This is a genomic window from Verrucomicrobiaceae bacterium, from assembly GCA_016713035.1.
In the GTDB taxonomy this organism is placed as follows: Bacteria; Verrucomicrobiota; Verrucomicrobiia; order Verrucomicrobiales; family Verrucomicrobiaceae; genus Prosthecobacter.
In genome coordinates this window covers 360515-383049 of record JADJPW010000006.1, presented here as the reverse complement: position 1 = coordinate 383049, position 22535 = coordinate 360515, and the positions used below count along the sequence as shown (strand labels likewise).

Sequence of the window (22535 nt, the reverse complement as noted above, 5' to 3'; positions counted from 1 at the left end):
TGCGACTAGGCCGACACGGCATCCAGGACGGATTTGAATATCCGCAGCCCCTCTTCTGCGTGTGCAGCGGTGATGTTCAGCGGAGAAAGCCACCGCACCACATTAGGACCCGCAGGTGTGACCATCATTCCCGCATCGAGCAGTTTTTGAGCGAGATAGATGCTCGGCATTTTGCCACCGGACTTCGCGGCGATGGCATCGGCCTGGAGTTCCCAGCCGATGAAGAGCCCGAGCTGACGCACATCTTTGATCAGCGGATGCTTCCATGCCCGTGCGGTGGCAGCGATGGCTGCACCGCGAGTCCTGGCATTTTCACAGAGTTTTTCATCCAGAATGGTGCGCAGCGTGGCAATACCTACCGCACAAGCCAGCGGAGAGCCGCCATACGTCGTGCCGTGGGTGCCTGGGCCCAGTAACTTGCTCAAATCACGGCGATCATTCACCCAGAAGGAACCGAGCGGGAAGCCGCTACCGATCGCTTTGGCCCAACTGATGCCATCGGGCTGGATTTCATCGCCCGGAATGATGCTGCGCCATCCAGCCATCTCCCCTGCTCTGCCGAATCCGACCTGCACTTCGTCTAGGAGCAGGAGTAAGTCGTTTTTCCGGCATAAGGCCTGCACTCCGCGCAAAAAGTCGGCAGTGACCGGATTCACACCGCTTTCGCCCTGAATCGGCTCGACGAGGATGGCGACGGTTTTGTCGGTGATCGCAGCTTTGAGGGCTTCGAGGTCGTTGAAGGGCACATAGACGAATCCTGGCGGCAGTGGGCCGAATCCGCCGTGGATCTTCTCCTGCGCCGTGGCGGTCATGGCACCGAATGTGCGGCCATGAAAGCTACCGGTGAAGGTGATGATCTCGTAGCGTCCACCTGTCTGCTGGCCGTATTTGCGAGCGAGCTTCAGGAGGCCTTCATTGGCCTCTGCGCCGCTATTGCAGAAGAAGCACTTTCCAAGGATCTGCACGCATTCTTCCACGAGGATGCGAGCCAGCTCAGCTTGTTTATCGATGCAATACCAGTTCGAGACATGAATGAGCGTGCTAGCCTGCTCAGTGATGGCCTTCACGACCGGTGGCGGGCAGTGTCCCAGTGGGCAGACCGCCACGCCGCCTGCGAAGTCGAGATATTTTTTCCCGTCTCGGTCCCAGACATACGGCCCCTCGCCACGCACGGGCCACACGTCATAGCGTCCGTAGTTGCCGAGCACGTATTGAGAGAGCCATTGAGTTTCTGGATGGATGGAGGCGGACATGAATGAGTGTACAAAAAAGAGATGAAGCCTGTGGGCGGAAAATGAATGGGCCGTGTGTCAAAGATGAATCTCGGTGCCGATGCCACCATCGGTAAAGATTTCCAAAATCAGCGCATGCGGCAAGCGTCCGTCGATGAGGTGGACCTTTCCTACGCCGCCACGCAGGGAGTCGAGTGAGGAGTCCACTTTCGGGATCATGCCGCCGCTGATGATGCCTTCGGCCTTCAGTTTGGCGATGGAGGCTTCATTGAGGCTCGGAATGAGTGTGGAGTCGTCCTTCGGATCACGCATCACGCCACGCACATCGCTGAGGAAGATGAGTTTCGTGGCTTTCAGGCGTTTGGCGAGAGCACAGGCGGCCAGATCGGCATTCACATTGAGCGTTTTGCCACTGGCGAGCTCACGGGCCACGGGTGAGACAACTGGGACGAACTCACCTGCCACAGCAGCCTGAATGAGGCCGAGTTTGCAATCGCTCACCTCCCCGACCCAACCGAGGTCGCCCTTCATTTTCTCGCTAGTGAAGACTTCTGTGCCGGGAATACCGACCGCTTTGCCGCCAAAGGCGTTGATCTTGCTGACGATTTCCGGATTGATCACACGAGCGAGGGTTTCCTCGACGATTTTGATCGTTTCGTCATCGGTGACACGCATGCCATTGATAAATTTGGCCTGGAGACCGGACTCGGTCATGGCTTTGGAGATGGCCTTTCCACCACCATGCACGATGATGGGATTGATCCCCACGGCTTCGAGGAAGACGACGTCACGCAGGAAGCTATCCACCTGCACGGGGTCCTCCATGGCACTGCCGCCCACTTTGATGAGGAAGGTGCAGCCACGGAAGGACTGCATGTAAGGGAGAGCTTCGAGAAGAACAGCGGACTGGGTGGTGCGAGAATCCATGAGCGAAAAATCAGATGACGTGGGCGATAGCAGGACGGTGTATAATTAGCCAACTGCAATGGCGAAGAATTTCTGCGCCGCCAAGAAGAAAGTTCCAGTCGCAAAATGACGCTCACACCGATGCGCAAACCTGGGCCTTCCCTGCATTATCCGACTTATGTGGGCTTCCTGACTCCATATCCAGAGCTGCCAGCAAAATCACCCGTCACATGCATGAAGCACCTTCTTCTTTTCCTCGTCCCTCTGCCCAGCACTCCTAGCGAGGCCCCCGAACATCGCCCTCATCCTCAATGACGATTTCGGCTTTGGCGACATGCACGCGAACAACGTAGAGCACTCCAAAATACCCACGCCCAACCTGGACCAGCTCGCTGCGGAGGGTATGCAGTTCACCGATTGGCACTCTAGTTCTGGCTGCTGCTCGCCATCACGGTGCACACTGCTCAAAGGAGCGGATAAGCCTGTCCGCACCCACTCCATCAACACGGCCTGTGGCGGATCTGAAAGGCTGAATCGCAGGTTTTCGCTGCAAAATCAGCGCGTCCCTAGGCACTCCTAGCCCGCGTGCAGATGCGGCTCAAGATAGGCCTTCAGTGCCACCACATTGTTGTGCTCAGCATCGTGAGAGCTGAAAAGCAGCGTCACCCTGCCCTTGCGTGCAGCCGTCACAATGGGTTGCCAGGCTTCAGGATGTTGATCCAACTCCTCGCGATAACGCCGCTGAAACTCAGTCCACTTTTCAGGATCATGCTTGAACCATTGTCGAAGCGCGGTGCTGGGTGCTGCATCGCGTATCCATGCACTCAGTTGGGCGGCTTCTTTTTTCATCCCCCGAGGCCAAAGCCTCTCCACCAGCAGCCGCTGGCCGTCCGACTTTGACGGCGGTTCATAGATTCGTTTCACCTGGATCATATTGGGTAAATCAGGTTGAGGTTGTTTCACCGGTCTTCGTTAGAGCTTCCGCTGTTTTTTAAAGTATTCACTCCATATTTCAGCGACGACAAAGGCCAGCGGCACCAAATAAAGTCTCGTATTGCTCCGCAAACACGCGTATAAGGAGTCAGGCAGGATCGCACTCAGCGTTTTTTTGCTTCATCCACCATGAAAGCGCATTCGGATACTTCTATGTCGTAGGAGGCGGTGCATTTAACCGATCAAGAGCGTGTGGACGAGGCGATGAAGGAGTCTTTCCCAGCCAGCGATCCTCCGTCATGGAACGCAGGCCTGAGCCACGAGCAGGCCCACATCACTCTAGAGGCTGCGCCAACTGGAACCGACTGGGAACGGACAAAAAGAGCGCTCATGATGGCATTCAAGGAGCTGACGGATGATGACTTTCTTTGTCAGGGCGGCCACGATGAGGCTGTCATGGCCCACCTAGCGCAGAAGTTGAACATGACCCATGCGCAGATCGAGAACCTTCTTTTGAAGTAGCGTTCACTTTTAGTTACCAATCTTCAATCTGCTATGACGACTCGCATCGAGACCGATAGCATGGGCGAAATGTCTGTGCCGATAGCAGCACTTTACGGGGCCTCCACGCAGCGTGCAGTTCTCAACTTCCCCGTGAGTGGGCAACTCATACCAAGCTCGATCATTCACGCCTACGGCGTCATCAAATGGGCCGCAGCTCGTGCGAATGGCGAGCTAGGACTACTGCCAAAGAACAAGGCCGACCTCATCGAGCAGGCTGCGCTCGAGATCGCGGAGGGGAAGCTCGACGCTCATTTCGTGCTCGACATCTACCAGACCGGCTCTGGCACGAGCACCAACATGAACGTGAACGAGGTCATCTCGAACCGCGCTTGCCAGCTTGCCGGGAAGCCCATCGGGGCAAAGGAACCGATTCATCCGAACGATCATGCCAACATGGGCCAGTCGTCCAATGACACGTTTCCCACTGCCGTGCATCTGGCCGTTGCGCAGGAACTCAGCGGCAAGCTTTTGCCTTCTCTGGAGATGCTCCAAGCGGCGCTCACGCAGAAAGGCACGGATTTCATGGACGTGCTCAAAATTGGCCGCACGCACCTCATGGATGCCTCGCCAGTGCGGCTCGGGCAGGAGTTCCACGGCTATGCACGGCAGATCGAGCACAGCGTGGATCGCGTTCACAAAGCCATCAAGACTGTCGCCGAGATCCCACTCGGTGGCACTGCCGTGGGCACAGGACTGAATCGTCATCCTGACTTCCCTACAGTGGCGATCCGACTGCTCGCGGATAAGACCGGTCTTCCATTTCGCGAGGCAAAGGATCACTTCGAAGCTCAGTCGGCCAAGGATTCACTCGTAGAAGTCAGCGGTCAGCTCAAAACCATCGCCACCAGCCTTTTTAAGATAGCCAATGACATTCGTTGGCTCGGCTCAGGTCCGCAATGCGCCATTGGCGAGATCGCCCTGCCAGCTAACCAGCCCGGCAGCAGCATCATGCCTGGCAAAGTGAATCCCGTCATGAGCGAGAGCCTGATGCAGGTCTGCGCACGAGTTTTTGGCAATGATGCCACCGTCACCTGGTGCGCTGCTGCGGGCAGCAATTTTGAGCTAAACGTCATGATGCCAGCCCTCGCCGCAGCGTTGCTGGAGAGCATCGGATTGCTGGCTACTTCTGCACAGCTCTTCCGCGAGCGTTGCGTGGAGGGCATCACGGCCAGGAAGGAACGCTGCCAAGATCTCATCGAGTCCAGTCTCGCCATGGCCACCGGCTTGATCCCGCTACTTGGCTATGACAGAGCGGCCATCATTGCCAAAGAAAGCGCCCAGACCGGTATCACGGTGAGGCAACTCTGTCTCGATCGACTCACTGAACTCGGCATCACCGCCGCCGAACTCAATCAAGCCCTCGACCCTGCCCGCATGTGTGCACCGAGCATTGGCGTCCTCCTGCAGTAACTCGTCTATCCACCCCGCACATCAGTAACCCCAAAAGCACAAACCCATCCCACCATGAAACTCTCATCAGACCTCTCCAAGCTCCTCAACGACCAAATCAACAACGAGATGGCCGCATCCTACTCCTACCTCGCGATGGCGGCATGGTTCGAACAGACACCGTATGCAGGTTTCGCCCAGTGGATGTTCGCCCAGAGCCGCGAGGAGACCCTTCATGCGCTGAAGTTTTATCAATACCTCGTCAACCGTGACGCGAAGGTAGAGCTGAAACCCATCTCCAAGCCCAAGCATGACTTCAAATCACCGCAGGATGTTTTCGCACACAGCCTCAAGCAGGAAAAAGAGGTCACTGCACAGATCAATGACCTCTATGAGGTCGCTGAGAAGGTGCGGGACCATGGCTCGAAAAATCTGCTGCTCTGGTTTCTGAACGAGCAGATGCAGGAGGAGAAAAGCGTGCGCGACATGCTGGATCGCCTGAAACTCGCTGGCGATGATCCCGCCAGCCTCCTCGTGCTTGATCGTGAGGCAGGCGGGCGTCCAGGCGCACCATCCGGCACTCAAGCTGCACTCACCCCGTAGCTCTTCTGAAACGACCTTCGTGAAGCAACCATCAAACAACCTAAACCTATGGAACAGCACCACATCTCAACCATCAGCGAAATCCCACCCGGCGAAGCCCGTGCCTATGATGTCGGCGGGCGGCGCATCGCCGTCTTTAACTCCGATGGAGCCCTCTATGCCATCGACGACACTTGTCCTCACCAAGGCGGCCCACTTTCTGAAGGCTCCGTGGATGCAGGCTGCGTCACCTGCCCGTGGCACGGGGCCGTATTCGAGCTCGCCACCGGCGTAGAACAAACCTCCATTGCTGGTGAAGACGTATGCCGCCACAACGTGGTCATCTCTGACGGCCAGGTTTTTGTCGAAATCGAATAGCGCATCATTCATCACCAAAAAGCTCCCGAGTGTGCTGTGGCGAAAGAAACTCAACCTCATGCTACACATGGTGGATTGAGCTAGGCCCCAGAGTGCCTCCTGCATCGCAAAAAGCCGCCGAATTCAAAAACAGAGGCTATTTTTGGCAATATCTGCCAAAATGAGCGGTCATAGCCGATGCAGTCAGTTGGCGCACAGGGCCGAATCCAGGGGGGAGGACGGTGAAATTTCAACGTGACGCCTGAAAGTAGGAGTCTTATCATCGGTCAATCTTTCTACCTCCATGCTCACCAACCAAGAAGTCGATCCAACAAGGCAAAACACCCCAGAGCGGTGGAATCCGCTGCTGCGGCCATTTGTGCGGGCTTGGCGGTGGCTGGTGCCAGCCTCCGTGGCTGATCGTGACCGCCAGTCCCCAGTGGCTCGTATGATGGCCGTGGGCATCATCGTCAGCCTCTCTGCCGCGCTGCTGGTAGCCGCTATCCTGTATGCTAAGCCCATCCAAGACTCCTTCCAGAGCAGCCAGGCGGAAGGCATGGTGCGTGAGGCCCGAGATCTGATGGAAAACGGCCAGATCGCGAATGCCGTCTGGAAGGCCCAAGAAGCCTACACCAAGGCGCCACACAATGCAGAAGCCGTGCGCATCAATGCGGAGTTCTTCACCCTGATGGGGCAGCAACATGCTCTCTACTTTGTGGATAAACTCAAAGACATGGGCGCAGAGACACTGGAGGATAAAATGCGCCGTGTGCGGGCACTCAAGAGCCTCAAACGTGATAAGGAAGCCGATGCCGAGCTGGAGCGACTGCTCAAAACAGAGCCGGACAGCCTACCGCTCGCGAAACTGGCGGAAGAGGTGTGGGGCAAGACCAGCAAGCACGCTCTAGCCCTGAAGGTGCTGGAGGAGGTCGTTTCAAAAAATCCCAATGACGTGGAGAACATCATCCGACTGGGACGTGCCCAGGTAGAGTCTGGCATCCCATCCAACATCAGCTCCGCAGTCGAGAACGTGTGGAAGATCGCCCAAAAAGACGATACGGACGGACTCAAAGCGATCGAATTCCTCGACTCTGTCCCCAGCATGGCACCCGACATGCAGCGCAAGCTCATCTATCGCCTGAAAAAACACCCCCGTGCTAACGAGCGGCATTACATCGCCGCCATCGCCCGTGAGGTGAAGCTCGAGCCAGATCGCAAACGCGCCATCATCAGTGAAGCACGGACCTTTTTTCAGAACAAAAAGCGTGACCAGCTCTTCCCCTTCGTCTTCTGGCTAAAGCAGGAGCAGATGTTCCTCGATATCATCAATATCCTGCCTGAGTCCGAGGCGATGGCCCATCAGGGGCTACTGGAGACCTACCTCACGGCCCTCACGATCGTCGGCCAGACGGATATTGCCCGTTTTAAGCAGATCGAGTCCATCATCGAAAACCCAGCGGTCGCCAAAATCCTCGATCCAGTGACACACTCCATGTTCCGTGCCCATTTAGCCTTCGTGGAAAAAAAGCCGGCAGACGAGCTCCGCGCAAAACTCATCGATGCAAAGAGCCTCGCACAGCAGGCTTCCCGTTATGACTCACTCCAGCGCATCGCGCAGTATGCAGACGCCCGTGGTCACTTTGACATCGCGGAGGATGCCTACCGGCTCACCATCCGTGCAGCCCGTGCTGCCGCCACCTCCAGCTCCCCGCGCATCGAGCGTGATTCCTTCATCGGCCTGCTGTCAGCTAGCCAGAAGAACGGAAACTCTGAGTCTTATTTCAATGCCTGCCGCGACGCCATCGCTCGTTTCCCAGAGGATAGTCAGTTTCTAGACCAGTATCTTTACGGCAGCATTCTCTTGGGCAACGACATCGAAACTAGCCTCAAAAAAAGCCGCCAAACTGCTCCAGAACCAGCCCAGTGACAATCACCGCCACCTACTGGTCTCTCTGGCCTACTACCGGCTCCAGGACCAGCAGCAGGCCACCAGATACCTCCAGCACATGGATCTCAATCACCTCACGGAGGGCCAGCGTGCGGTTTTCGCCGCCATCGCTGCTGCGGGCGGTTTCAAAGAGCAGGCTATCGGCGTCATCAAGGATATCAGCCCACAGGCCATCATGTTCCCTGAGGAGCGGGCCTGCTACATGCGAGCGATCAATTAAAAACTCGGCTCACTTGCTCTGTAGCTCATAGCAGACTGCCTCGCGGTCGTTTCGCAGCAAGAGCCAGCGCCCTGCTAGGGTGGGCGGATTCCAGGTTTTACTGCTGAGTGCCTCTATGCGGGCTATTTCGATGAGTTTGGCCGGATCTGGCCGGATGAGCACTACGGGGCCTTTTTCTGCCTGGAGGAGAATGAGCTCCTCGCCGATGAGGATTTGCTGGCCGTAACCGTAGCGGCCCTCACGCCACAGGCGCTCGCCATTTTCCAGGTTTACGCAGCAAAACATGCCTTCGTCCAAAGCATACGCGTGTGAGCCAAAGACGCTGACGCTACTGAATTTCGTGCGGGGTGTACTCTCTGCCCAGAGCACCGTGACGAGGCCATTTTGTAGGCGGAGACGGTGTGACTTCACACCGTAGCTGGAGGTGATGAGGATCTCGTTTTCGCTCAAGGCGACTGGCTGGGCGACTTTCGGAAAAGTCTCTGACCAATCGAATGTCCACAGCACGGTCCCAGCAGACGGATCATGTCCGCTGACGCTGTGACGATTCACCGTGATGATTTGCTCACGCCCATCGAGCCGCATTTGCACGGGTGAAGCGTAGCTGCCGCCATCCGTGCCAGCTTTCCATGCGGGTTGGCCATTGTTCCGATCATAAGCCACCAGTGAGGCCCCATTGTCACCGCCAGAGCAGATGACATGCGCTGCGGTGAGCAGCGGCGAGGCGCTTTTGCCCCATTCGAGATTTTTTGTAGCTCCGGCGTCCTTGAGCAAATGCGCCTGCCACTTTTTCGCCCCGGTGCTCAGATCCAGGCAATGGAGTAACCCCGTCGCTCCGACTGTGAATACCGCATTCGATGCAGCATGAATGGTGGGAGTCGCACGCGGGCCATCTCCGCCCATCAGCTCGGTGAAAAAAGCCTTTTCACTGTGAGACCAGAGCAGTCTGCCGCTACTCAGCTCGTAGCAAGTCACGCACTCCAGCTCTCCACGCTGTTCCTGGGTGACGGCTCGATTCCCCACCACAGCGAATCCACTCCAGCCAGCGCCCATCGGTATCCGCCACACTTCCCGTGGCGGTCTGCCAGCCCAATCTGTCGAGAACTCCCCAGCTGGCAGCACTCCATCCCCTTTTTCACCGAGGAAGCGCGGCATGTCCTGCACGCCAGCAGGCGTGGGTGCGAGCTCGGAGGTCGGAACGGCCTGGGGTGCCGTGGTGAGGCCATGGACTGCTTTTTCCTGCCATACGAACGACAGACTCAGCCAAGCCGCACCATCCTGTGTGCCATCAATGCGCAGCGTATAGATGCAGGAGACGGCAAGCACCGCCCACGCCAGCAGGATGATCCCCATCCTGCGAAGTCGCTGACCGCGCCGACGCAGCGCCCACCAGAGACTCATCAGCAGCAGCCAGAGCAGCGGGATGAGAATGACGAGCGCGGAGCGCAGCGTGTGTTCCGTAAAAAAGATCCAGGCCAGAGTGCTTCCGAGAAGCAGGGTGATGAGAATGGGGAAAAGCGGCATCGTCTCCTCCCATCGTAATGAAGTGCCGCGTTTGCAATCCTTAGGTCTTGCCTTTATGGAATGGCCATGTTTCGCAGAAGTCTCTCTTCCATTGAGTCTGGCGTGATTTTCCAGAGTCTCGTTTGGGCCGGAATCGCCGTGGCCATGGTCCACTTCATTCATTTCGTTCCCCGCACGCCGAATCTATTCGTTTGCGTGCTGGCGGGGCTGGCGACTCCTTGTGCCCTACAGGTGCCGGGCATCCTGATGCGCAGCCTAGATAAGAAGCGTCTCCACCAGGACTTCGCCGCCTATCGAGCGGGGAATATCTCTGTCGTACTGATCATCGGCTTCATCACCGGAATCTATATCTATTCGGTGTTCCCACGTGCATCGCAGCCTCGGGGTGAAAAAAACTCCACCCGTCAGCCTGCGGAAGCCGTTCAGCGCTGATGCATCCGCTTCATTTCACGACAGGCTCCCAGGCGCGGCCAGCGAGTCGGCGCATGGCCCATACGACGCCCAAACCGGTGAGCAAGCCGATGGCGATGCTAGGCGGGATGTCGGAGGGCCAGTGAGCACCACAGTAGATGCGTGAGTAGGCGACGATGAATGCCAGCACATATGTGACGACACCGAGACGGCGGTAAAAACATGCCATGACAGTCGCGAGGGCGAAAAGATTGATCGTATGACTGGAGGGGAAGGATGTACCGACTTTCGCTCCACTTGGCTGACTGAGGCTGCTCACAGGCGGCACAAAGAGGCGCATGAACGCGGGCTCTGCACGCCCGAGATCGCGTATGACGACGCCTTCGATGGCATCGCGTGGGCGGACTCTGCCGATGGTCTTTTTGAGTGTATTGGAGATGAGAGCATCACCGATGCCGAGTGCGAGTGCAGCACATAAAAACATGCGACGGGCCTTCACACCACCTTTGAGGACGATGAAAAAGGCCACCACGACGAGCGGTGGCATCCAGGCCTCGATGGCGGAGACGGCGGGCATGAGATAGTCGAGCCAAATAGCGGACCAATCACGATTGAGGAGCCGTAGGAGCTCGATGTCCCAGGATGCAGCGGTCATTGTGGGCGAATGGCTTTCCAGGTTTGTAGCTTTTCACCGCGATGGACGGCGAACTCGCGTTTCTCTGAGCCGATCGGCACGCTGATGGTGCCGATGCGTTCGACTCGGGAGAAGTGGGCTGCGAGCTCTGGCGAGAGATCTCCATTCCAATCCTCCATCGGCATGAGGATGAGTGCGTCATCCCCGATGTGCTCCTCCGGGCCTGGCCATACCTCATATTGGGACTGAGGGGTGCCGCTGGACTCCCAGCGGTAGGTGCGCGGATGGCTGGGCATGTAAAAGCCATCCACGCAGCGTGGTAGCGGTGCCCCAGGGGTAAGACGAAGGTGTTTTCGCGTCGTGGCATTTTTTGCAGCCATGCATCTGCTTGGATGCCGACTTCACGCCATCCACGTAGGCTGGCGACTTTGTTGATCGTTTTTAGCTGCGTCGTCATCACGATCACGAGTGCCAAGTGCACGATGAGGGCGATGCCCGCTGCGATGCGCAGGCTCCAGCGCTTCCATGCGGCATTTTCTGCCCGCAGCAGCCACGCGGCGGTGAGAATGATCGCAGGGACGAAGAACGCAGCGGGCCAGTTCGGATTGATGCGCTGGCGTAGTGCGAGCACGACAAAGATGGCCAACACAGGCCCGGCAAAGACCCACAGGTAGCACTGGGACCGAGTGAGGCCACGGAAGCCGCGAAAACTCCGCCACAGCACCACCACCAGTGCGACAAAGAGCACGGGAGTGTAAATCAGCGCCTGCATGCCCACATTTTCGCCCACACGGCTCAGCCAGCGGCTCCAGCTCATGCTTTGGGTGTCGAAGTGATGCTTCGTATGCTCCAGCGTGATCCAACCGTGCTCTTGATTCCACTTTAAAACCGGAATGATGAAGGCCATGCCGATCACGCAAGCCATCCAAAAACGCGGATTGCGCAGCAATGCACGATCCTGGTGCGATATGGCCGCAAAGGCCAGCATGAGCGCGGGGAAGACCAGCATCATCTGCTTGCTGAGGCAGCCAAAACCGATCGCGAGGGCTAGGAGTAGCCAGCGCGGCCAGGAGTCCGGTTTTTCCGCTGCTCGCCAGTACAGCCAGAGCGCTAGAGTCCATGCGAGAAGCAGTGGGGCGTCGATGGTGAGCAGCAGGCTGAGCCCAGCATTGCCCGGCGTGAGGACGATGAGCAATGCGGCGAGAAAAGCCGTGCTACCATCGAAAAGGTCCCGCGTGAGTCGCCAAATCAGCCACAGCGTCGCACCGCCCAGCAGCAGCGCCGTGAGTCGGATGCCCCATTCAGCATTCCCAGTCAGCCAGCCGATCACGCCCATCATCCAGCCGATCATGGGCGGCTTCGAGAAATAGCCCCAATCCGGCCTGCGGCCCCAATCCCAGTAGTAGGCCTCATCACCAGCCAGATCCGCGCCTTGGACCACCAAAAACATCACCACGAGCCGTGCCACCAAGACGAGCAAAAACCACTTCATGAGTGATTTGAGCGAAGGATCGGGGAAAGGGGCTGCGGCGGACATTCCCTGCATCCTAGACAGGCTGGCAGGGATGACGTCAAGGCTGGGGCGGGCAGATGTTGGAACATCGCACTTGGATGTACCGCTCTCCGAAGTTCAATGGGCACCATCATGCGGCTTTTTCGTTTCTGCCCATTTCTGATTCTCCTCGTGCTACTGACGCATTGCGACAAACCAGCCGCGAAGCGCCAGTGGCGGCTCTTTGATGCACCACACGCGGCAGCATGGAAGTCTGCCGGAGTGGTCGGCGAGGGAAAATCAGCGCTAGTGGATGGCGAGCTGACCCTGAGTACGGGAGAGCCGATGACATGCATGCGTATGGAGGCATTTCAGGCCCCCGCTTTCCCGACGCAGCGTTACCGCATCGAGTTTGAGACGATGCGGACTGAGGGGGCAGATTTTTTTGGATCACTGACTTTTCCTGTGCGTGGCAGGGATCATCTCACGCTGATCTTAGGAGGCTGGGGAGGCTCGCTGGTGGGCCTTTCCAGCATCGACGGCGAGGACGCGAGCAATAACAGCACCCGTGGTAATCTCGATTTCGTGAACGGACGCTGGTATCGTGTCAAAATCGAGCTGCGTGATGAAGAAGTGCAGGTGTGGATCGACGGACGGCTCTATGTGAATACGAATCTACGTGGCCGAGAGGCCAGTCTCCGCCCAGGCGACATCGAGAGTTGTCGACCACTCGGTTTTGCCACCTACTTGAGTGCCTGCCGTGTGCGGGGGCTGGTGGTGGAGGATTGATGCTTTTGCCAAAGCTGAATGATTTCCACAGGTGGTATGGCCACATTACCAGCGGTGGCGTGACTGCGTAAACCAGAGAGCAACTCAGCCTGGGCGATGAGCAGCTTTTCCTCACGCGGATCGTCGATCAAATGGTGGCTAAAACCTCCGCTAATTCCTCCACCGATACTGTAATACGAGCGGCCATCGTGGGCGAAGCAGGCGGTATTGACCCTGCTTCCGTGCTTTGCAGGCGGCGTGAGTGGCTGACCAGTCAGGATATCCCAACAGCGGATGATGCCCTGCTGGGTCGTGGAGATGAGCCGCGTGCCAGTGATGTCGAAATCGAGGTGAACTACGGCACTCTCATGAGCTAGAAGTGGACAGACAGGCCTCCAATCTAGAGTGCTCCAAACCCGTGCCTGCGTATCTTTGCCACCCAGGGCGATTAGACGCCCCTGCGGGCTAAAGGCAAGAGCCAGTATATCATCCGCATGTTTGAGATACGGTGAGACTGCTTCACCAGTGTGGCTATCATGAATACGTGCGGCACTACCACTCAGCCCGTAGGACTCGCCGCCCCATGCGATCCAGCGACTATCCGCGCTGAAACGAAGAATGGATAATTTTTGAGGAAGTGCAATACGCTGGAGCAACCTACCAGTGCTGAACTCAAAAAGCGTGATGGCCAGAGTGGCGGATGATGCCCCCTGGCCAGTCACAGCGGCAAAGAACGTGCCATCTGGACTGATCGCATGCTGGGTGAGTGGCTCTGAAAGCTTGTGCGAAGCAAGTACAGGCACACCCGTGCGGAGACTGCGAAAGGTCAGGGTATCCCGCGAGTCAGGCCAGTGGACGATCTCACGCCCATCAGCGGAAAGGAAGGAATTGCGTGCGTCTTTGAGCCGATAGGAAAGAAGGAGGCGGGATGCTCCTGAAGAGGAGGCATTATGGAGTTCAAAGCGAGTATTGATACCCAGTAATACATAGCCTTGGTCAGAGACAGCGACACAGTTGCCCGAGGTGCCCAAATTACCCATTTCTTGGCCTAGGAAGAGGTCGTGTAGGACGAGATCATTTTCAAAAGCACCATTTGGGTGCTCTGGATCGGCGTTTGGTTGCCGCCGGGCGAGGTAGCGCAAATTGGGACTGACTTTGGTATTGGGCCTTTCCGTGGGAGTATCCGGTGCCGGAGCTCCCAGAGCCTGCCAAGACCATCGTAACCACCGGAAAAGACCAGCTTGTCGTCAGGACTAAAGAGGGCGCAGCTAAGGTAACTCGCGTGCCTTGAGATAATACCTAGAGGCTTGCCACTAGCGGTCTCCCAGAGCCTCGCGGTGCCATCCCATCCTGCAGTGAGCAGCTTTTTACCATCGGCGCTTTGCTGCACGCTACGCAAGCCCTGGGGAACACGCAGCACATAGGATGGCACACCTGTCTGTGTATCAAGTGCAATGCTGGATAGCTGTCCATAAGCTGAACTGATGGCTAGCCCCCCGTCTTCGCTGAATTGAACCTGATACGCGAATCCTGAATGGGGGTGAGAAGGACCTATGTGCTGCTGCGTGGCGACATCCCATATCTCGAAAATCGATTCATCCCGAATGAGGGCGATTTTTTTGCCGTCCTTTCTGTATTCAATGAATCGCACGGGATCGCGCCCGGTAGTCCAAGCGGCTATTTGCTGAGGAATCTCCCTTTTGATATCCCAAAAGACGATTTGGCCATCCTGGAGGCCGATAGCCACGGTCTGACTATCTGGGGCGAGAGCGAGACTACGCACCCGAGTGCCAGAGTGCAACCTGTGCACGCAGGGATGGCCTGAGCTGTCTTTTTCATCGAGTAGGACCAAACGGACGATGGATGTACTTCTTGGACCAGACTCTGAGCATATGAGTCGGCTGCCGCTCGCGTCGAGTACTGGTCGAATGAGGCTAGCTGGGTGAGCCCCCCCTAGATCATGACGCAAGCCAGAATGGAGTACTTTGTAGTCCGCAGTCACATCAAAGACGGTCAGGCAGTCCTGTTTATCACCAGTGATCAAACGGCGTCCATCACGGCTGTAGGCGACATAGAGACAGTTTCCCGCTGCGCTTAGATCGGCAAGATGACTTTGACCACTCTCTGTATCCCAAAGATGCACTTGCCATCCATTTGCTGCCGCTATGTAGCGCCCATCTGGACTAAAGGAGGCGAAGTAGATTGGATTGGGAAAGGTCAGCGGCGGATCACCCTGATACTGAGATCCACCGACCTGCCAAAGTTGTCGTAGATTTGGACAAGCACGGAGCGTGGTGGCCAAGCGTGTGCGATTCATATCACGTCTGGAGACATCTGCTTGCTCCGTTTGCAATGCGGCAACGAGTGAGGGCAAAGCCGCGAGTGGATCGAGCTCCTCGACGCGACGATTCGCCTCCCTCACATGCAAATCAGCCGCTGAAAGCTCTGCCTGCCGCAGTGCTAAATCAATGCGCTGCGCTGAAACCAGCGTCGTCACTGCGATGATCAAAGGAGCAACGATACAGAGAACCAAGGCCGCCGCCTGCACTGGCTGCCGGCGTGCCCAGCGCCAAGAATGCACCCACCAGACCACGGGCCGAGCTTTAACGCTACGTCCTTCGAGAAAAGCAGTGAGGTCTTCCGCCAAAGCTGCCGCGCTGGTATATCGCCGTGCTGGATTTTTCTCTAGGCACCGGAGGCAGATATTTTCCAGATCACGCGGGATACCTGTATCTAATCGGCGCGGCGGCACGGGCTCACTATGGGTGACTTGAGCGATCACTGCGGCGACTGACCCACCCTGAAAAGGCGGACGTCCTGTCAGGGCTGTATAGAGCAAGGCTCCAGCACCATAGATGTCTGCTGCGGCCTCTGCATGCCCATGCAGTGCCTGCTCGGGTGCCATGTAGGCAGGGGATCCCGCCGCAGTGCCCTGAACCGTGAGTATGCCAGGCGCAGTGTCGTTGAGCTTCGCTAATCCAAAGTCCGTGAGCCTAGCCCGACCAGCTGCGTCAATGAGGAGATTCGCAGGCTTCACATCCCGGTGCAATACGCCCTGCTCATGCGCATGCTGAAGAGCTGAGGCTGCATCTCTCACGCACAGAGCCGCTACTGCCGCAGGCATCCCCTTCCCGCGCGTCAGCTCATCTAAAGTGTGCCCTCGCACCAATTCCATGATGAGATAGGGCATGCCATCCACCTCACCCACCTCATAAACAGAAACCACATGCGGATGATTCAGCCTCGCGATTGCTTGCGCCTCCAGGCGGAAGCGTGCACGCGCCTCATCGCTTGCAAACTCACCCCCAGGCAATGTTTTGACTGCGACTTCACGATTCAGAGTGCGCTGGCGTCCTCTCCATACTATGCCCATGCCCCCTCGACCGATTTCTTCAAACAACTCACAATCCCCCAATACGCGTATGCTTGAATCCATATCGGAGGGGGGCTCCTGAGGGGTCAGAGCACACACTGGACAAAACTCACTGCGCATACCAGGCGGTAGGCTCGATCCACAATCAGGGCATGGTGTGGCATACGCATTCATGGGTGGATAGGATCATCTAGCATGAAGAGGCTCCAGCATACTCGGCACCGGCGCCAAGCACGAAAATTTCACCCGCGAAGGAACTTAGACCTGCTTGCGGCGGCGCAAGGCAACACCACAGAGTCCACCTATCATCAAAACCACTCGTCCAGGCTCAGGTACGGCAGCAGCGCTAATGCTGATGTTATCGATATTCGCCAGGCCATTAAACCCGGTCGAGATGTTTGTAAAACGTAGCGCCTGCGAGCTCGCAGAAGCGGTAAAACTATACGTCTTACTCACCCACTCCATGGTACTCGTGGGATTATGGGTGAAGTCTTGTGAGTAGCTACCGTCGATCGTCAGACGCACCCCTGGCAGACCACCGCCCGTCCATGCCGTGCTTGAGCCAAAAAAGAAATTCACATCATAAAGCTGCCCTACATCGAGCCCTGTGATGGTCGTCTCCGCCCATGGTCCAGCGACATTATCCGCCCCTGTCAGATCGATCTGCCAGTCCCCATACGGCGTAGCGTATTCATAGCCTGAGGTGTTTCCGATCAGCACCGCCGTAGGTGAGGTGGAGAAATCCCACCCAGTAATTGTGCCACCCCATCCAGAATACAGCGACTGATAGGTTGAACTGGAGGTATTCGTCTCAAAGGAGCCATTCGTGATCGTGGCCGCCTGAGTTGTCATGCTCACCACAGCGACACTGAGTAGAAAAAGTGAAACAAGGCGGAGGTCGTAATGTGTTTTGATCATTGAAATAAGGATGTGGATTCACCCTCCTGCATCCGCATCCGCAGACCCGCGTGGCAAAAAAATTCAGAATCGCCCCAAAATAGTACTCTTTCAGCCCCGCAGCACCTCTCGCAGACTCGCCATTTCCTCTTCCAGTGCCTCCTCCGTGGTCACCGTCTCTGCCACTTCATTACGGATCAGCTCGCGCCACCTCCGGCGTAGCCGCATCGCGGTCGAGCGTAGAGTGCTCTCTGGAATACTCAAACGTGCACCCAGCGTCGCATAATCCGCACCCGCCTCGCTCGCCTGTATCGGGAATAGGGCATCAAACACCGCCGCTTTACCAGATGCCACGCACTCTAAACGTAACCGCCCCCGCGCCCTCCCCAGCAGCGCTAGTGCCCATGCACGGTCAAAGGCATGCTCAGCCGTTTCATATTCACTCCGCGTTTGGGCGAGAAACTCACTTTCTGCATCCACCAATTCCAGCGGTACGATTTCAGCGCCACCACCACGCTTCTGCCGCTGCTGTGTAGCCCATTCACTGGCCAAATGATTTTGCATTCCGTTGAGTAAAAAGGAGCGAAACCGCCCTTTCGCTCGATCCACTGCTGCCAAGCTGCTTCCGCGCAAAAGCTCGGCTAAAAAGCCCCGGACCGCATCCTCCGCATCTTCAGGCGAGCAGCCGCGCCGTCTCGCAAACGCATACAATGGTTTCCAATAGCTGCGACATAGCTCCTCGAGTGCCGCATCCGAGCTACCAACTGCCCCGGCTCCCACAGAAAGGATCAGACTCCAACGCGTCGTCGCAAAAGCATCAGCACTGTTCATATCATTCAGGAAAGCGTCTTTGGGAACTTTGTGCAAGTTATGCCCACCCCCTCCCTTTAGAAAACGACGTCCGGCCATTGCCACAATCATCTCTTCGCCCTAAAATCGACCAGCCATGCCCTCCGAACACTTCCAACCTGGTCAGATCATCTTCAAAGAAGGTGAAAAATCCCACGATGCCTATTACCTCGTACAAGGAGAGGTCGAGATCAGTATTTTCGGACCCCATGGAAAGCAAACTCTCGCCAAAATCGGCCCTGGAGAGATCTTTGGCGAGATGGGCATGATCATGGACCGCCCACGTAGTGCGACGGCGACAGCGCTCGATAGCGTCCTGGTGGAGACAATCACGGAGAGCGAATTCGAGTCCTACTTCCTCCAAAACCCTGCTCGCCTACACACCTATCTTTCCACACTCTTTGATCGTATTCGCAAAACCGACCTGCTGCTCCAGATCAGCGGAGCCGCCACACCGCCCGCTCAAAAGGAACCTCCGCACATGAGCCAGTCTATCGCGTGCGCATCGGCTCGCTCTATGATCAGACGGGCTATGATCACCGCGAGATAAACGCGACGATCACCAAACTCCCCTACCGCATCGGGCGCTCGCATTTTGACACTGCGGTGAGCTCTCTGGCGCGGAATGAACTCTCCATCGACGATGTGGCTCCATATCACCTCTCTCGGAATCACTGTGAAATCGACTTTGAGAGTGGTCATTTTATCCTCCGTGACCGTGGCAGCAAACTGGGCAGCTACGTCAACGGAGAGCACATCTCCGTCGATAGCGGAAAAATCGCCTCCACGCTGCAAAATGGCACCAACACCATCATCTTGGGGAATGAGCACAGTCCGCACCGCTTTGAATTGACCGTCGAAGTGCTTTCATAAACGACAAAAAGCCGCCAGCATCGCTGCTGGCGGCTTCCTGAATGAATCGGCGATCAGAGGTATTCGTTGATGAGATTTTCGCACATCTCCTGGCGACCGCTGGCGATCATGGGCTCTCCATTGGCGAGCGTGTAGGCCTCCAGCTCAGCGAAGCCGACTTCGCCCTTCTCGATCTTGGCCCCGATGCCGCTATCGAAGGTGGAGTAGCGCTGCTTGATGATGCCATCAAGGCGTCCGTCCTCAATGATGGCGTGGGCGATCTTCAGGCCGCGTGCGAAGGCATCCATACCGCCGATATGCGCATGGAAGAGATCGACGGGCTCAAAGGACTCGCGACGGGTCTTGGCATCGAAATTCAGACCGCCCGTAGTGAAGCCCCCCATCTTCAGCACCTCCAGCATGATCTGCGTGGTGAGATAGATATTGGTGGGGAACTGATCTGTGTCCCAACCGATGAGCTCATCCCCCGTATTCGCGTCGATGGAGCCCAGTGCACCAGCTGCAGCGGCGACTTGCAGCTCATGGCGCATGGTGTGACCAGCTAGGGTGGCGTGATTGGTCTCGATGTTCAGCTTAAAGTGCTCCATCAGACCATGCTCACGCAGGAAGTTGAGGCATGCAGCCGCATCGGAGTCGTACTGATGCGTGGAGGGCTCACGTGGCTTTGGCTCGATGTAGAAGGGGCCTTGGTAGCCGATTTTCTTCTTATGCTCGACTGCCATGTGGAGGAAGGCCGCGAGGTGATCGACCTCACGCTTCATATCCGTGTTCCAAAGTGTGGCATAGCCCTCGCGGCCACCCCAGAAGGTGTAACCCTCACCACCGAGGCGGTGAGTGACTTCCATAGCCTTTTTCACCTGCGCTGCGGCATAGGCGAAAACGTTCGCGTTCGGGCTGGTGGAGGCTCCTTGGCAATAACGTGGATGGGAGAAAAGGCAGGCGGTGCCCCAGAGGAGCTTCTTTCCGGTCTGTTTCTGCGCTTTTTCGAGTTCATCAGCCACCGCATCGAAGGCTTTGTTCGACTCGGAGAGGCTGCCTAGCTCTGGAGCGACATCGCGGTCGTGGAAGCAGTAATAATCGACTCCCAGCTTGTCCATGAACTCAAAGCAGGCCCACACACGGCGCTGTGCATTGGCCACGGAGTCCGTGCCATCGTCCCAGGGGCGCTGCGCGGTGCCAGAGCCAAAGGGATCGGAGAGCGAATTGCGCATCGCATGCCAGTAAGCCACACCGAAACGCATGTGATCACGCATCTTCTTACCGCCAACGACTTCGTCTGCGTTGTAATGCTTAAAGGCGAGAGGATTGCGGCTCTTAGGGCCTTCGAACTGGATTTTTTGGATGTCAGGGAATGCTTCGTTCATAGTTGTAATGAGGGCCTGGAAAGGAGACGGAAAGCGCCGGGGCGCAAGGTCAGTCTTCAGCGCTATTTTGCCGCATGAATGCCGTTTAGTCCTGAAGAGCACTTCACTGACATGAAATCGACCTTTTTCCCCTGCGCAGGAACGCGGGCGCTGCATGCGCCGACGCGGCGGGAGTTTGTTTACGGACTCGGCACCTCGCTGGGCAGTGTCGCTCTGACCTCCATGCTCGCGGCAGAGCAAAAAAGCCCGCTTTCGCCGAAAGCGCCGCAATTCCCCGCTCGGGCGAAAAACTGCATTTTTCTCATGATGGAGGGCGGGCCGAGTCATATCGACTGTTTTGACCCAAAACCCGCTTTGGAGAAGCTGCACCTCAAAGAGTTCACGCGGGAAGGAAAGATGAAATCCGCGATGGAGAGCGGAAAGCGCTACTATGTGCGCTCGCCCTTCCGGTTCGCCCAGCATGGCCAGAGTGGCGCGTGGATGAGTGAGCCCTGGCAGCATCTCAGCCAGGTGGCGGATGATTTGTGCTTCTTTCGCGGCTGTCAGGTCGATTCCGTCAATCATCCGACGGCGATGTATCAAATGAATTGCGGCAATCGCTTCGGCGGCGATCCCGCACTCGGTGCATGGGTCTCTTACGGCCTCGGGTCGGTCAATCAGGACCTGCCGGGCTTCCTCGTCCTCCCGGAAATCAGCTATCCACAAGGGGGCAGTGCGAACTGGGGGAGCGGCTACCTGCCCGCTCACTTCCAGGGCACTGCCCTGCGGGCCAAAGGATCGCCCATTCTCGATCTGAAGCCACCGCAGGGCATCACCGCCGATCATCAGCGTGCGAATCTGGACCTGCTCTCCAAGCTGAATGCCCAGCACGCTTCCGAGCACCCTTGGCATGATGAACTGAAGGCTCGCATGGCCAATTACGAACTCGCTTTTCGCATGCAGATGCAGGTGCCAGAGGTCATCGACATCGAAAAGGAGGATACCCAGCTCAAAGCCGCTTACGGAATCGGGCAAGACGCGACTGATGCCTTTGGCCGTAAATGTCTGCTCGCTCGCAAGCTGGTGGAGAAAGGCGTTCGCTTTGTCCAACTCTACGCGGGCACCTGGGATAGCCACGACTACATCGAGCGGGCTCATGGCAACCTCATCCGCCAAGTCGATCAGCCTATCGCGGCGCTCATCCGTGACCTAAAGCAGCGCGGCCTGCTCGAAGACACTCTGATCGTCTGGTGCGGCGAATTTGGCCGCACACCTGATAATGGTGTGCGCGGTGGCACGGCCTATGGGCGCGATCACAACCCGAAAGCCATGACCGTCTGGATGGCTGGCGGTGGCTGCAAAGCAGGCCACACCATCGGTGCCACCGATGATCGTGGCATGGAGGCTATCGAAGAGGTGCATCATGTCCGTGATCTCCACGTCACACTCCTGCGCCTACTCGGCCTAGATGACAATAAGCTCACGTTTTATCACGGCGGACGCTTCAAGCAGCTCTCACAGATCGGCGGCCAAGTCATCGACAAGCTCATCGCCTGAGTGCGAGCTCGCCTTTTCGCCCCTCAAGGCACATCCTCACCCAAGAACTGCGCCAGATTCTTTCGCAGATCGTTCCTGGCACGGAAAAGTAGGCTCTTCAGCGCGGGCAGAGACATTTTCATGATCGTGCAGATCTCCTCATACGGCAGATCTTGTTTCCCGCGTAGGATCACCGCCAGCCGCTGCTTCTCCGGCAGCGCCGCGATGGCTCGGTCCAGTGCATCGTGAAATTCAGCCTTCGCCAGATTCTCATCCGCCCCAGGCACACTGGAGTCCGTGTATTGATTCTCCGGCCCATCATCCTCACGCACAGCATCTAGGCTCACTTCCATGCGGCGACGAACCCGCCGACGAGTCTCATTGAAGACTAGATTCCGCATGATGGTGAAGAGCCAGGTCGTGAACTTCGCTGTCGGCTCGTAACGCGGCGCACTGCGCCACACTCGGATAAAGACCTGCTGCGCGATGTCATGCGCATCATCCATACTCCCCAGCATGCGATACACCGTGCCGATGATGGCATTCTGATGCAACTCGATGAGCCCCTCCAGCGCCCGCTCATCCCCTTCCCTGACCCGCATCATCAGACGCACGCTCTCCGCATCGGATGACTCATCCACCGCGTCCGAGAAATCGGGCGCGGGAGGGGCATGTTGGGTCCGTTCCGGTTCAGGCATGAAAAA

23 protein-coding genes are annotated in these 22535 nt (G+C 57.2%); 11 read left to right on the top strand and 12 right to left on the bottom strand.

Translation table 11 applies throughout. From position 1 onward, the window contains the following. Window positions 1-5: 5 nt before the first annotated feature. Together IPK32_18760 and argB are read right to left on the bottom strand one after the other, a co-directional pair. Window positions 6-1253 carry an acetylornithine/succinylornithine family transaminase gene (locus tag IPK32_18760; protein ID MBK8093950.1) on the bottom strand — a complete coding sequence of 416 codons (1248 nt, stop codon included), beginning with the start codon at window positions 1251-1253 and terminating at the stop codon, window positions 6-8. Between the two features lie 57 nt (window positions 1254-1310). Then, entirely contained in the window at window positions 1311-2159 is an 849-nt protein-coding gene (gene argB / locus IPK32_18755; GenBank protein ID MBK8093949.1) for an acetylglutamate kinase, read from the bottom strand. A 313-nt stretch (window positions 2160-2472) separates the two neighbouring features. Here argB and IPK32_18750 point away from each other — a divergent pair, with 313 nt between their 5' ends. Then, on the top strand, window positions 2473-2718 hold the full coding sequence (locus tag IPK32_18750; GenBank protein MBK8093948.1) for a sulfatase-like hydrolase/transferase: 246 nt from the start codon (window positions 2473-2475) through the stop codon (window positions 2716-2718). Here the strand turns inward: IPK32_18750 and IPK32_18745 are convergent. Then, entirely contained in the window at window positions 2715-3071 is a 357-nt protein-coding gene (locus tag IPK32_18745) for a DUF488 domain-containing protein (protein MBK8093947.1), read from the bottom strand. The genes IPK32_18750 and IPK32_18745 overlap by 4 nt on opposite strands. Before the next feature lie 555 nt (window positions 3072-3626). Here IPK32_18745 and IPK32_18740 point away from each other — a divergent pair. From IPK32_18740 to IPK32_18720, 5 genes are all read left to right on the top strand, one after another. Next, complete coding sequence (locus IPK32_18740) at window positions 3627-5045, top strand: class II fumarate hydratase (GenBank protein ID MBK8093946.1); 1419 nt, start codon at window positions 3627-3629, stop codon at window positions 5043-5045. Between the two features lie 54 nt (window positions 5046-5099). Beyond that, window positions 5100-5627 (top strand): ferritin, encoded by a 528-nt coding sequence (locus tag IPK32_18735; protein MBK8093945.1) that lies wholly within the window; start codon window positions 5100-5102, stop codon window positions 5625-5627. 48 nt (window positions 5628-5675) lie between these two features. Further along, a complete protein-coding gene (locus IPK32_18730) occupies window positions 5676-5984 on the top strand; it encodes a Rieske 2Fe-2S domain-containing protein (protein ID MBK8093944.1) in 309 nt (102 codons plus the stop codon). 283 nt (window positions 5985-6267) lie between these two features. Further along, window positions 6268-7890 (top strand): hypothetical protein, encoded by a 1623-nt coding sequence (locus IPK32_18725; protein MBK8093943.1) that lies wholly within the window; start codon window positions 6268-6270, stop codon window positions 7888-7890. Between the two features lie 79 nt (window positions 7891-7969). Beyond that, window positions 7970-8131 carry a hypothetical protein gene (locus IPK32_18720; protein ID MBK8093942.1) on the top strand — a complete coding sequence of 54 codons (162 nt, stop codon included), beginning with the start codon at window positions 7970-7972 and terminating at the stop codon, window positions 8129-8131. Between the two features lie 9 nt (window positions 8132-8140). On the opposite strand, the gene IPK32_18715 is transcribed toward IPK32_18720, so the two are convergent. Next, window positions 8141-9655 (bottom strand): PQQ-binding-like beta-propeller repeat protein, encoded by a 1515-nt coding sequence (locus tag IPK32_18715; protein MBK8093941.1) that lies wholly within the window; start codon window positions 9653-9655, stop codon window positions 8141-8143. Window positions 9656-9715: 60 nt separating this feature from the next. Between IPK32_18715 and IPK32_18710 the strand changes: the two genes are divergently transcribed. Next, entirely contained in the window at window positions 9716-10087 is a 372-nt protein-coding gene (locus tag IPK32_18710) for a hypothetical protein (GenBank protein MBK8093940.1), read from the top strand. 10 nt (window positions 10088-10097) lie between these two features. Here IPK32_18710 and IPK32_18705 read toward each other — a convergent pair whose 3' ends face one another. After that, window positions 10098-10721 carry a phosphatase PAP2 family protein gene (locus tag IPK32_18705; protein MBK8093939.1) on the bottom strand — a complete coding sequence of 208 codons (624 nt, stop codon included), beginning with the start codon at window positions 10719-10721 and terminating at the stop codon, window positions 10098-10100. Beyond that, complete coding sequence (locus tag IPK32_18700; GenBank protein MBK8093938.1) at window positions 10672-12237, bottom strand: glycosyltransferase family 39 protein; 1566 nt, start codon at window positions 12235-12237, stop codon at window positions 10672-10674. The genes IPK32_18705 and IPK32_18700 overlap by 50 nt, the downstream gene beginning before the upstream one ends. A gap of 108 nt (window positions 12238-12345) precedes the next feature. Here IPK32_18700 and IPK32_18695 point away from each other — a divergent pair, with 108 nt between their 5' ends. After that, complete coding sequence (locus IPK32_18695; protein ID MBK8093937.1) at window positions 12346-12981, top strand: hypothetical protein; 636 nt, start codon at window positions 12346-12348, stop codon at window positions 12979-12981. Here IPK32_18695 and IPK32_18690 read toward each other — a convergent pair. The 4 genes from IPK32_18690 to IPK32_18675 form a co-directional block, all read right to left on the bottom strand. Then, entirely contained in the window at window positions 12936-14000 is a 1065-nt protein-coding gene (locus IPK32_18690) for a hypothetical protein (GenBank protein ID MBK8093936.1), read from the bottom strand. The genes IPK32_18695 and IPK32_18690 overlap by 46 nt on opposite strands. A gap of 8 nt (window positions 14001-14008) precedes the next feature. Beyond that, window positions 14009-16333, bottom strand: a complete 2325-nt coding sequence (locus tag IPK32_18685) for a protein kinase (protein MBK8093935.1) — start codon at window positions 16331-16333, stop codon at window positions 14009-14011. Between the two features lie 258 nt (window positions 16334-16591). Next, the gene (locus IPK32_18680; GenBank protein MBK8093934.1) at window positions 16592-17251 is read right to left on the bottom strand and encodes a PEP-CTERM sorting domain-containing protein; all 660 of its coding nucleotides are present in this window, start codon (window positions 17249-17251) and stop codon (window positions 16592-16594) included. Window positions 17252-17341: 90 nt separating this feature from the next. After that, the gene (locus IPK32_18675) at window positions 17342-17794 is read right to left on the bottom strand and encodes a hypothetical protein (protein MBK8093933.1); all 453 of its coding nucleotides are present in this window, start codon (window positions 17792-17794) and stop codon (window positions 17342-17344) included. A 382-nt stretch (window positions 17795-18176) separates the two neighbouring features. Between IPK32_18675 and IPK32_18670 the strand changes: the two genes are divergently transcribed. Both IPK32_18670 and IPK32_18665 read left to right on the top strand, forming a co-directional pair. Next, window positions 18177-18629 carry a cyclic nucleotide-binding domain-containing protein gene (locus IPK32_18670; GenBank protein ID MBK8093932.1) on the top strand — a complete coding sequence of 151 codons (453 nt, stop codon included), beginning with the start codon at window positions 18177-18179 and terminating at the stop codon, window positions 18627-18629. Then, window positions 18578-18952, top strand: a complete 375-nt coding sequence (locus IPK32_18665; protein MBK8093931.1) for an FHA domain-containing protein — start codon at window positions 18578-18580, stop codon at window positions 18950-18952. Before IPK32_18670 ends, IPK32_18665 begins: the two co-directional genes overlap by 52 nt. A 53-nt stretch (window positions 18953-19005) precedes the next feature. Here IPK32_18665 and xylA read toward each other — a convergent pair whose 3' ends face one another. After that, window positions 19006-20316, bottom strand: coding sequence for a xylose isomerase (gene xylA, locus IPK32_18660; GenBank protein MBK8093930.1), 1311 nt, complete (start codon window positions 20314-20316; stop codon window positions 19006-19008). A gap of 111 nt (window positions 20317-20427) precedes the next feature. On the opposite strand from xylA, the gene IPK32_18655 reads away from it, so the two are divergent. Next, a complete protein-coding gene (locus IPK32_18655) occupies window positions 20428-21852 on the top strand; it encodes a DUF1501 domain-containing protein (protein MBK8093929.1) in 1425 nt (474 codons plus the stop codon). Window positions 21853-21875: 23 nt separating this feature from the next. Here the strand turns inward: IPK32_18655 and IPK32_18650 are convergent, their stop codons facing one another. Continuing rightward, complete coding sequence (locus IPK32_18650; GenBank protein MBK8093928.1) at window positions 21876-22529, bottom strand: sigma-70 family RNA polymerase sigma factor; 654 nt, start codon at window positions 22527-22529, stop codon at window positions 21876-21878. Window positions 22530-22535 lie beyond the last annotated feature (6 nt).